At 50.0% G+C, this 9,936-nt stretch carries 20 protein-coding genes; 1 reads left to right on the forward strand and 19 read right to left on the reverse strand.

Going from position 1 to position 9,936, the window contains the following annotated elements:
* Position 1: 1 nt before the first annotated feature.
* From rpsH to rpsJ, 16 genes are all read right to left on the reverse strand, one after another.
* Positions 2 to 394 carry a 30S ribosomal protein S8 gene (gene rpsH, locus OGY72_RS08325; protein ID WP_003031127.1) on the reverse strand — a complete coding sequence of 131 codons (393 nt, stop codon included), beginning with the start codon at positions 392 to 394 and terminating at the stop codon, positions 2 to 4.
* Positions 395 to 424: 30 nt separating this feature from the next.
* Complete coding sequence (gene rpsN, locus OGY72_RS08330; protein ID WP_003031125.1) at positions 425 to 730, reverse strand: 30S ribosomal protein S14; 306 nt, start codon at positions 728 to 730, stop codon at positions 425 to 427.
* Positions 731 to 744: 14 nt separating this feature from the next.
* Positions 745 to 1,284, reverse strand: coding sequence for a 50S ribosomal protein L5 (rplE, locus tag OGY72_RS08335; protein WP_003031123.1), 540 nt, complete (start codon positions 1,282 to 1,284; stop codon positions 745 to 747).
* A gap of 14 nt (positions 1,285 to 1,298) precedes the next feature.
* Positions 1,299 to 1,613: a 50S ribosomal protein L24 gene (gene rplX / locus OGY72_RS08340; protein ID WP_003031122.1), complete on the reverse strand. Its 315-nt coding sequence runs from the start codon at positions 1,611 to 1,613 to the stop codon at positions 1,299 to 1,301.
* 10 nt (positions 1,614 to 1,623) lie between these two features.
* Positions 1,624 to 1,995, reverse strand: a complete 372-nt coding sequence (gene rplN, locus OGY72_RS08345; protein WP_000613954.1) for a 50S ribosomal protein L14 — start codon at positions 1,993 to 1,995, stop codon at positions 1,624 to 1,626.
* A 163-nt stretch (positions 1,996 to 2,158) separates the two neighbouring features.
* Positions 2,159 to 2,413 carry a 30S ribosomal protein S17 gene (rpsQ, locus tag OGY72_RS08350; RefSeq protein ID WP_003031120.1) on the reverse strand — a complete coding sequence of 85 codons (255 nt, stop codon included), beginning with the start codon at positions 2,411 to 2,413 and terminating at the stop codon, positions 2,159 to 2,161.
* Positions 2,413 to 2,604, reverse strand: coding sequence for a 50S ribosomal protein L29 (rpmC, locus tag OGY72_RS08355; protein ID WP_000644742.1), 192 nt, complete (start codon positions 2,602 to 2,604; stop codon positions 2,413 to 2,415). The genes rpsQ and rpmC overlap by 1 nt, the downstream gene beginning before the upstream one ends.
* Positions 2,604 to 3,014, reverse strand: coding sequence for a 50S ribosomal protein L16 (gene rplP, locus OGY72_RS08360; RefSeq protein ID WP_000941208.1), 411 nt, complete (start codon positions 3,012 to 3,014; stop codon positions 2,604 to 2,606). The genes rpmC and rplP overlap by 1 nt, the downstream gene beginning before the upstream one ends.
* A 12-nt stretch (positions 3,015 to 3,026) precedes the next feature.
* A complete protein-coding gene (gene rpsC / locus OGY72_RS08365) occupies positions 3,027 to 3,728 on the reverse strand; it encodes a 30S ribosomal protein S3 (RefSeq protein ID WP_000529945.1) in 702 nt (233 codons plus the stop codon).
* 17 nt (positions 3,729 to 3,745) lie between these two features.
* Positions 3,746 to 4,078, reverse strand: a complete 333-nt coding sequence (rplV, locus tag OGY72_RS08370) for a 50S ribosomal protein L22 (protein WP_000448832.1) — start codon at positions 4,076 to 4,078, stop codon at positions 3,746 to 3,748.
* Positions 4,079 to 4,092: 14 nt separating this feature from the next.
* Positions 4,093 to 4,371 (reverse strand): 30S ribosomal protein S19, encoded by a 279-nt coding sequence (gene rpsS / locus OGY72_RS08375; RefSeq protein ID WP_001138115.1) that lies wholly within the window; start codon positions 4,369 to 4,371, stop codon positions 4,093 to 4,095.
* Positions 4,372 to 4,387: 16 nt separating this feature from the next.
* Positions 4,388 to 5,209: a 50S ribosomal protein L2 gene (rplB, locus tag OGY72_RS08380; protein WP_000301869.1), complete on the reverse strand. Its 822-nt coding sequence runs from the start codon at positions 5,207 to 5,209 to the stop codon at positions 4,388 to 4,390.
* 17 nt (positions 5,210 to 5,226) lie between these two features.
* Complete coding sequence (gene rplW, locus OGY72_RS08385) at positions 5,227 to 5,529, reverse strand: 50S ribosomal protein L23 (protein ID WP_000617546.1); 303 nt, start codon at positions 5,527 to 5,529, stop codon at positions 5,227 to 5,229.
* A complete protein-coding gene (gene rplD / locus OGY72_RS08390; protein WP_003031119.1) occupies positions 5,526 to 6,131 on the reverse strand; it encodes a 50S ribosomal protein L4 in 606 nt (201 codons plus the stop codon). Before rplD ends, rplW begins: the two co-directional genes overlap by 4 nt.
* Before the next feature lie 10 nt (positions 6,132 to 6,141).
* Positions 6,142 to 6,771 (reverse strand): 50S ribosomal protein L3, encoded by a 630-nt coding sequence (rplC, locus tag OGY72_RS08395; RefSeq protein WP_003031117.1) that lies wholly within the window; start codon positions 6,769 to 6,771, stop codon positions 6,142 to 6,144.
* Positions 6,772 to 6,803: 32 nt separating this feature from the next.
* A complete protein-coding gene (gene rpsJ / locus OGY72_RS08400) occupies positions 6,804 to 7,115 on the reverse strand; it encodes a 30S ribosomal protein S10 (RefSeq protein WP_001181005.1) in 312 nt (103 codons plus the stop codon).
* Between the two features lie 379 nt (positions 7,116 to 7,494).
* Here rpsJ and OGY72_RS08405 point away from each other — a divergent pair, with 379 nt between their 5' ends.
* On the forward strand, positions 7,495 to 7,962 hold the full coding sequence (locus OGY72_RS08405; protein WP_286547550.1) for a prepilin peptidase: 468 nt from the start codon (positions 7,495 to 7,497) through the stop codon (positions 7,960 to 7,962).
* Here OGY72_RS08405 and bfr read toward each other — a convergent pair.
* From bfr to tuf, 3 genes are all read right to left on the reverse strand, one after another.
* A complete protein-coding gene (gene bfr / locus OGY72_RS08410; RefSeq protein WP_003827773.1) occupies positions 7,959 to 8,435 on the reverse strand; it encodes a bacterioferritin in 477 nt (158 codons plus the stop codon). The two genes, OGY72_RS08405 and bfr, sit on opposite strands and share 4 nt — an antisense overlap.
* Positions 8,436 to 8,506: 71 nt before the next feature.
* Complete coding sequence (gene bfd / locus OGY72_RS08415; protein ID WP_003031111.1) at positions 8,507 to 8,701, reverse strand: bacterioferritin-associated ferredoxin; 195 nt, start codon at positions 8,699 to 8,701, stop codon at positions 8,507 to 8,509.
* Between the two features lie 185 nt (positions 8,702 to 8,886).
* Positions 8,887 to 9,936 (reverse strand): elongation factor Tu (gene tuf / locus OGY72_RS08420; RefSeq protein ID WP_063942044.1); only part of this gene is annotated, 1,050 nt, incomplete at its 5' end.

Genomic DNA, 9,936 nt, shown 5'->3' on the forward strand with positions numbered 1-9,936 from the left:
ATTAGGCTACGTAGCAGATAATTTCGCCACCAAGACCAGCCTGGCGCGCTGCACGATCAGTCATAACACCTTTAGAGGTAGAAACAACTGCGATACCCATGCCAGCCATAACTTTCGGCAGCTCGTCTTTACGCTTATAAATGCGCAGACCTGGGCGACTGACACGCTGAATGCTTTCTACAACAGCTTTACCCTGGAAATACTTGAGAGTAAGTTCCAGTTCCGGCTTGGTGTCGCCTTCAACTTTAAAATCTTCAATAAAACCTTCTTCCTTCAGCACGTTGGCAATTGCCACTTTCAGCTTGGAGGAAGGCATGGTGACCGCAGCTTTATTCGCGGCCTGACCGTTACGGATACGGGTCAGCATATCCGCGATCGGATCTTGCATGCTCATCTGTCTTTACTCCCGTGATTCAATTGGTAATTACCAGCTAGCCTTTTTCAAGCCTGGTACTTCACCGCGCATGGCGGCTTCACGCAGTTTGATACGGCTCAACCCGAACTTGCCCACATAGCCATGCGGACGACCTGTTTGACGGCAGCGGTTACGCTGACGGGACGGGCTGGAATCACGCGGCAGAGACTGCAGCTTGAGAACTGCGTTCCAACGATCTTCGTCGGTCGCGTTCACATCAGAGATAATAGCTTTCAGTTCAGCGCGTTTTGCGAAGTACTTATCAGCTAAAGCTACGCGCTTTACTTCGCGTGCTTTCATTGATTGCTTAGCCATTCAGTAACCCTACCTTACTTGCGGAACGGGAAGTCAAAGGCAGCCAGCAGAGCACGGCCTTCTTCATCAGATTTCGCAGTAGTGGTAATGGTAATATCCAAACCACGCACGCGGTCGACTTTATCGTAGTCGATTTCTGGGAAGATGATCTGCTCACGGACACCCATGCTGTAGTTACCACGACCGTCGAAAGACTTAGCGGACAAGCCACGGAAGTCACGGATACGTGGAACAGCAATAGTGATCAGGCGCTCAAAGAACTCCCACATGCGTTCGCCACGCAGAGTTACTTTACAGCCGATCGGATAGCCCTGACGGATTTTGAAGCCTGCAACTGATTTGCGTGCTTTGGTGATCAGCGGTTTTTGACCGGAGATTGCTGTCAGGTCAGCTGCTGCGTTATCCAGCAGTTTCTTGTCAGCGATCGCTTCACCAACACCCATGTTCAGGGTGATCTTCTCGACCCGAGGGACTTGCATGACAGAATTGTAGTTAAACTCAGTCATGAGTTTAGCGACTACTTCGTCTTTGTAGTAATCATGCAGTTTCGCCATCGTACTACTCCAAATTACTTGATAGTTTCGCTGTTAGATTTGAAGAAACGGACTTTTTTGCCGTCTTCGAATCTAAAGCCTACACGGTCAGCCTTGCCGGTTGCCGCGTTGAAGATAGCAAGGTTAGAGATCTGAATAGCTGCTTCTTTCTCTACGATGCCGCCTGGTTGGTTCAGGGCCGGAACCGGCTTCTGATGTTTCTTAACCAGGTTGATACCTTCAACAATGACCTTGCCGGAAGACAGGACATTCTTAACTTTACCGCGTTTACCTTTATCTTTACCGGTTAACACGATAACTTCGTCATCACGACGGATCTTCGCTGCCATGATTCGCTCCTTAGAGTACTTCTGGTGCCAGAGAGATAATTTTCATGAACTTCTCGTTACGAAGTTCACGAGTTACCGGCCCAAAAATACGCGTACCGATAGGTTGCTCGCTGTTATTGTTTAAAATAACGCATGCATTACCATCGAAGCGAATGACAGAACCGTCCGGGCGACGAACACCCTTCTTGGTGCGCACCACTACCGCCTTCAGCACATCACCTTTTTTGACCTTACCACGCGGAATTGCTTCCTTGATGGTGATCTTGATGATATCGCCGACGCCTGCGTAGCGACGGTGCGAGCCACCCAGAACCTTGATACACATTACGCGACGTGCACCGGAGTTGTCGGCGACGTTCAGCATAGTCTGTTCTTGGATCATTTTAGTGCTCCGCTAATGTCAACTACTACTGAGACCCGAAAATCAGGTCGTTAAAAAAGCCCCATATCGGGGGCGCGGCATTATAACACCGCTTCAACGATATGGGTAGAAAAAATAAACGGCTCATCGCTGAGCCGTTTATTCGTTGAGAATGCCTACTGTATTACAGAACGGCTTTCTCTACAACGCGAACCAGCGTCCAGGACTTAGTCTTGGACAGCGGACGGCATTCGCGGATTTCAACCACGTCACCAGTACCGCATTCGTTGTTCTCGTCATGTACGTGCAGTTTGGTCGTACGCTTAATGAATTTACCGTAGATCGGGTGTTTCACAAAACGTTCGATAGCAACAACGATGGATTTCTCCATTTTATCGCTAACAACGCGACCTTGCAGAGTACGGATTTTATCGGTCATTACGCACCCGCCTTCTCAGTCAGTAAAGTCTTAACGCGTGCGACGTCACGACGCACTTGCTTCAACAGGTGAGACTGTTGCAGCTGGCCACTTGCAGCCTGCATACGCAGGTTGAACTGCTCACGCAGCAGATTCAGCAGCTCGGTGTTCAGCTCTTCAACACTCTTCTCACGCAGCTCTTTTGCTTTCATTACATCACCGTCTTAGTTACAAAGGTGGTTTTAATCGGCAGTTTCGCTGCTGCCAGCTTGAATGCTTCACGGGCCAGCTCTTCCGGTACGCCGTCCATTTCATACAGGACTTTACCCGGCTGAATCAAGGCAACCCAATACTCCACGTTACCTTTACCTTTACCCATACGCACTGCCAGCGGCTTTTCAGTGATCGGTTTGTCCGGGAATACACGGATCCAGATCTTACCTTGACGCTTAACTGCACGGGTCATAGCACGACGTGCTGCTTCGATCTGACGGGCAGTCAGACGACCACGGCCAACAGCTTTCAGACCGAAGCTGCCGAAGCTAACATCCGCGCCAGCAGCCAGACCGCGGTTACGGCCTTTGTGCATTTTACGGAATTTTGTACGCTTTGGTTGTAACATCAGCGACGCTCCTTATTTACGGCCTTTACGCTGCTGCTTTTTAGGTTGCGCAGCCGGTTTTTCCGGTTGTTCAACAGCAGCCATACCACCCAGGATCTCGCCTTTGAAGATCCACACTTTAACGCCGATTACACCGTAAGTGGTGTGCGCTTCAGAGGTGTTGTAGTCGATGTCAGCACGCAGAGTGTGCAGAGGTACGCGACCTTCGCGGTACCATTCGGTACGTGCGATTTCCGCGCCGCCCAGACGGCCGCTAACTTCAACTTTGATACCTTTAGCGCCCAGACGCATTGCGTTCTGTACAGCACGCTTCATAGCACGACGGAACATAACACGACGTTCCAGCTGAGAAGTGATGCTGTCAGCAACCAATTTTGCGTCCAGTTCAGGCTTACGCACTTCGGCGATATTGATCTGAGCAGGAACGCCAGCAATATCCGCTACGACTTTGCGCAGTTTTTCTACGTCTTCGCCTTTCTTACCGATAACGATACCCGGGCGAGCGGTGTGAATGGTCACACGGATGCTCTTAGCCGGACGCTCGATAACGATACGAGATACAGACGCTTTAGCCAGTTCCTTAGTCAGGTACTGACGTACTTTAAAATCGCTGTCCAGGTTGTCAGCGAATTCTTTGGTGTTCGCAAACCAGGTTGAGTTCCATGGTTTTACAATACCCAGGCGAATACCATTAGGATGTACTTTCTGACCCATTGCTAGTCTCCAGAGTCTCAGCGATCGGACACAACCACAGTAATGTGGCTGGTGCGCTTCAGGATGCGATCTGCACGACCTTTTGCACGCGGCATAATGCGCTTCATGCTCGGGCCTTCGTCTACGAAAATTTTCGTAACTTTCAGATCGTCAATGTCAGCGCCATCGTTGTGTTCAGCGTTAGCAATGGCAGATTCCAGGACTTTCTTAACCAGTACAGCCGCTTTCTTATTGGTGTAGGTCAGAATATCCAGAGCCTGCGACACTTTCTTACCGCGAATCAGGTCTGCAACAAGGCGAACCTTCTGAGCAGAAGAACGAGCATGGCGATGTTGAGCTAAAGTTTCCATCTCTTCCTCCTACCTTATTTCTTCTTCGCTTTTTTATCAGCAGCGTGGCCGCGATAAGTACGAGTCGGTGCGAATTCACCCAGTTTGTGACCGACCATTTCGTCGGAAACAAATACCGGAACGTGCTGACGACCATTATGGACAGCGATGGTCAAACCGATCATGTTAGGAAAGATCGTTGAACGACGGGACCAAGTGCGCAGGGGCTTCTTGTCTCCGCTTTCCACCGCTTTCTCTACCTTCTTCAGCAAGTGCAGGTCAATAAAAGGACCTTTCTTGAGAGAACGTGGCATGGCTTATCCTCTAAAATTATTTGCTACGGCGACGTACGATGAATTTATCAGTACGCTTGTTGCTGCGGGTCTTCTTACCTTTGGTCTGAACGCCCCACGGAGTTACCGGGTGCTTACCAAAGTTACGACCTTCACCACCACCATGTGGGTGGTCGACTGGGTTCATCGCAGTACCGCGAACGGTAGGACGAACACCACGCCAGCGTGCAGCACCTGCTTTACCCAGAACGCGCAGCATATGCTCAGCATTGCCAACTTCGCCCAGAGTTGCACGGCAGTCTGCTTCGACTTTACGCATTTCACCAGAACGCAGACGCAGGGTGACATAAGCACCATCACGAGCAACGATCTGAACGTAAGTACCAGCGGAACGTGCCAGCTGACCGCCTTTACCTGGTTTCATTTCTACGTTATGAACGGTAGAACCAACCGGGATATTGCGCATCGGCAGGGTGTTACCTGCTTTGATTGCAGCATCAACGCCAGACTGAATCTGGTCGCCAGCTTTCAGGCCTTTAGGGGCCAGGATGTAACGGCGTTCACCGTCTTTGTACAGAACCAGCGCGATGTTCGCGGAGCGGTTCGGATCGTACTCAAGACGTTCAACAACTGCCGGGATACCGTCTTTGTTGCGTTTGAAGTCAACAATACGATAAGCCTGCTTGTGACCACCACCGATGTGACGAGTGGTGATGCGGCCATTGTTGTTACGACCACCGGATTTGCTGTTTTTTTCAACCAGCGGAGCAAAAGGTTTGCCCTTGTGCAGCTCTGGGTTGACCACTTTAACAACGTGGCGACGACCCGGAGATGTCGGTTTACATTTAACAACTGCCATTGTATTACTCCTCCGACTTACTCAGCGCCGCCGACGAAGTCCAGATTCTGGCCTTCCTTCAGGGTGACGTAAGCTTTTTTCCAGTCGCTACGACGACCGATACGCTGTCCGTGACGTTTAACTTTCCCTTTAACTACCAGGGTGTTAACGACTTCGACTTCGACTTCAAACAGTTTCTGCACAGCAGCTTTGATTTCTGCTTTGGTCGCGTCTTTAGCAACTTTGAGAACGATGGTGTTAGTTTTTTCCATCGCAGTAGACGCTTTTTCAGAAACGTGCGGTGCGCGCAGCACTTTCAGCAGACGTTCTTCACGAATCATGCCAGCATCTCCTCAACTTGCTTAACAGCATCAGCAGTCATTACGACTTTGTCGAAGGCGATCAGGCTAACCGGGTCGATACCAGTTGCATCGCGTACGTCAACCTTGTGCAGGTTGCGCGCAGCCAGGAACAGGTTTTCGTCCAGCTCACCGGTGATGATCAGCACATCTTCCAGAGCCATGTCTTTCAGTTTCTGTGCCAGCAGCTTAGTTTTAGGCGCTTCTACAGAGAATGATTCGACAACGATCAGACGATCCTGACGTACCAGTTCGGACAGAATGCTTTTCAGCGCGCCGCGGTACATCTTTTTGTTAACTTTTTGACTGTGGTCCTGTGGACGAGCAGCGAAGGTCACGCCACCTGAACGCCAGATCGGGCTCTTGATAGAACCTGAACGCGCACGGCCGGTACCTTTCTGGCGCCACGGCTTTTTGCCTGAACCAGTTACTTCAGCACGAGTCTTCTGAGCACGAGTACCCTGACGAGCACCAGCTGCATAAGCAACAACAACCTGGTGAACCAGCGCTTCGTTGAAATCACGACCGAAGGTAGTTTCGGAAACAGTCAGCGCGCTCTGCGCGTCTTTCAATACTAATTCCATTGCTATCCCCTTACGCCTTCACAGCTGGTTTAACGATCAGGTCGCAACCGGTCGCACCCGGAACACCACCTTTAACCAGCAGCAGGTTGCGCTCAGCGTCAACACGTACTACGTCCAGGCTCTGAACGGTTACACGTTCGTTGCCCAGCTGACCTGCCATTTTCTTGCCTTTGAACACTTTGCCCGGAGTCTGGTTCTGACCGATAGAACCCGGAACGCGGTGAGACAAGGAGTTACCGTGAGTAGCGTCCTGGGTACGGAAGTTCCAGCGCTTAACGGTACCAGCGAAACCTTTACCTTTAGAGGTACCGGTTACGTCAACTTTTTTAACGTCAGCAAACAGTTCAACGCTAATGTTCTGACCAACGGTGTATTCTTCACCATCTGCCAGACGGAACTCCCACAGGCCGCGGCCAGCTTCTACGCCAGCTTTAGCAAAGTGGCCAGCTTCCGGCTTAGTTACGCGGTTAGCTTTTTTAGCACCGGTGGTAACCTGAACAGCGCGATAGCCATCGTTAGCCAGATCTTTAACCTGAGTAACGCGGTTTGCTTCAACTTCGATAACGGTTACTGGGATAGATACGCCATCTTCAGTGAAGATGCGGGTCATACCCACTTTTTTACCGACTAAACCAATCATTGTATCAACCTCTCAATCGCTCGATGACCTGATTAACCCAGGCTGATCTGCACGTCTACACCGGCAGCCAGGTCCAGACGCATCAGAGCATCAACGGTTTTTTCAGTTGGCTCAACGATGTCAACCAGACGCTTGTGAGTACGGATCTCGTACTGATCACGCGCGTCTTTGTTGACGTGCGGGGAGATCAGAACGGTGAAACGCTCTTTGCGGGTCGGCAGCGGGATCGGACCACGAACCTGCGCACCAGTGCGCTTGGCAGTCTCGACGATTTCCGCGGTTGATTGATCGATCAGACGATGATCAAACGCTTTCAAACGGATACGGATTCTTTGGTTCTGCATGAGACCAGAGCTCCAATTATTTTATAGACGAAATAGTTACTCCTCAAACCCATTACGATTGATGGGAGAGTGTAACCGTTCTTACAGAGTTCCCCGATTGGGAACATTGTCTGGTATTGCTTTCGCAGTACCGGTGGCTCATATCGAACCGCTGTCAATATTAGACAAGCCCGCGCATTATACGTAAATCTCAGTCTTAAGCAAGTGCCGCGTAGAAATTAATCACTCGTTCACAAATGCGGCGCTCCTTCCACTCTGATTGTATGTCCTGCGGTGCAACGCGTTTTCCGTGGAAGAGAGCATCCATAACCCACATCCCGGGCTTGTAGGGCCGCCAGGTTTACCTGAAGGTAAACTCTTTACCAGATAAGGCTTGCCCATGTACATCGACCTCCCCTTTCTGTTGATTTATGTTTTGCTATCAGGGTTGCTCTTAGTCCACGACCTACGTACCGGGTTGCTGCCCGACAAATTTACCTGCCCTCTTTTGTGGGGCGGTCTTATTTATCATCAATGCTGCAGACCTGAACAGTTATCCGACGCGCTTTGGGGTGCTGTAGCGGGTTATGGGGTATTTGCTTTGTTCTACTGGGGATATCGTTTGATATGCCGACAGGAAGGGTTAGGCTTTGGCGATGTCAAATTTCTTGCCGCACTAGGCGCATGGCATCGCTGGGAATCATTACCACTTTTGGTTTTACTTGCCGCGGGTATGGCATGTTGCCTCACCGGGATTTCCTGCGTCCGTTACGGGAAACAGGTACTAAAAAACCCGCTGCCATTTGGGCCATATCTGACGGCTGCGGGTTTTGTTATTGGCCTGGTAAGTATGATACTGGGCGCTTAGTCACTGACTTTAATTTGCGATTGCAGATAATTTTGTAAGCCAAGTTTTGCAATCAGGTCCAGCTCGGTTTCGAGCCAGTCAATATGCCCTTCTTCTTCAGTCAGGATCTCAATCATCATATCCCGGCTGACATAATCATGAACGCTATCGGCATAGGCAATGGCTTCACGCAAGTCTTTAGCACCATCGAGTTCGAGTCGAAGATCGGATTGCAGCATCTCTTCAACGTCTTCGCCAATACCCAACTTGCCAAGATCCTGCAAGTTCGGGATCCCTTCTAAGAATAAAATACGCTCGATATATTTATCAGCGTGTTTCATCTCATCGATAGATTCATGGTACTCAACATCATTGAGGCGAGTCAGTCCCCAGTTTTTAAACATACGAGCATGGAGAAAATACTGGTTGATCGCGACAAGCTCATTTCCCAATAGTTTATTGAGATAATTTATGATTTTAACATCACCTTTCATTTTATAGTCCCTCCGCTTCCACTCTTAGAGCGTAGATGGGGCTACAGGGATGTCAAAAAAAAGAGTGTGACTTAGGCGATCTCTTTAAATTCTGGCATTTGTGTTAATTCATCCTGCATGACCTCGCGGGCAGCACGAATGCATTTACCGCATTGATTTCCAACAGGAATAAATTTACGTAATTGCTGAAAGGACTGAGGATGAAACTGGCGAACAGCCTGACGTATTTTTTTATCACTTATCGCATTACACAAACAAACGTACATGATCGCTCCCGTTCAATTTCTGCGCAAAGTGTAAATGAGAATAGTTATGATTACAATAGCACAACGCGATTTACGCGGCGGGAGAATGAATAAAAAATGCGAATAAATATGACAACGACTAAATTGCAGGTAGCAAAAAGGGCGCCGAAGCGCCCTTTTTAAGCTCAAAGCTAATTAATCAATAATTAGCTCATTACTTTAGCAACAACGCCCGCACCAACAGTACGGCCGCCTTCACGGATTGCGAAACGCAGACCGTCGTCCATCGCGATCGGGTGGATCAGGGTAACAACCATTTTGATGTTGTCGCCCGGCATTACCATCTCTACGCCTTCCGGCAGTTCGATGGTACCAGTCACGTCAGTAGTACGGAAGTAGAACTGCGGACGGTAGCCTTTGAAGAACGGAGTATGACGGCCGCCTTCGTCTTTGGACAGAATGTACACTTCAGATTCGAACTTGGTGTGCGGCTTGATAGAGCCCGGCTTAGCCAGTACCTGACCACGTTCGATTTCTTCACGCTTGATACCACGCAGCAGAACACCAACGTTCTCACCAGCACGGCCTTCGTCCAGCAGTTTGCGGAACATTTCAACGCCAGTACAGGTAGACTTAGCAGTCTCTTTGATACCAACGATTTCAACTTCTTCACCAACTTTGATGATACCGCGCTCTACACGACCGGTAACAACGGTACCACGACCGGAGATGGAGAATACGTCTTCGATAGGCAGCAGGAACGGCTTGTCAATCGCACGCTCTGGTTCTGGGATGTAAGAATCCAGGAAGCCAGCCAGTTCGATGATTTTCGCTTCCCACTCTGCTTCGCCTTCCAGCGCTTTCAGAGCAGAACCACGAACGATCGGAGTGTCGTCGCCCGGGAAATCGTACTGAGACAGAAGTTCACGAACTTCCATTTCTACCAGTTCCAGCAGCTCTTCGTCATCAACCATGTCGCATTTGTTCAGGAACACGATGATGTACGGAACGCCTACCTGACGACCCAGCAGGATGTGCTCACGAGTCTGCGGCATCGGGCCGTCAGTCGCAGCAACAACCAGGATCGCGCCGTCCATCTGCGCAGCACCGGTGATCATGTTTTTAACATAGTCGGCGTGGCCCGGGCAGTCTACGTGTGCGTAGTGGCGAGTCGGGGTGTCATATTCAACGTGAGAAGTGTTGATGGTGATACCACGAGCTTTTTCTTCCGGCGCGTTATCGATCTGGTCGAATGC

It is taken from the genome of Citrobacter sp. Cpo221, assembly GCF_030332345.1.
Classification (GTDB): Bacteria; Pseudomonadota; Gammaproteobacteria; order Enterobacterales; family Enterobacteriaceae; genus Citrobacter; species Citrobacter portucalensis.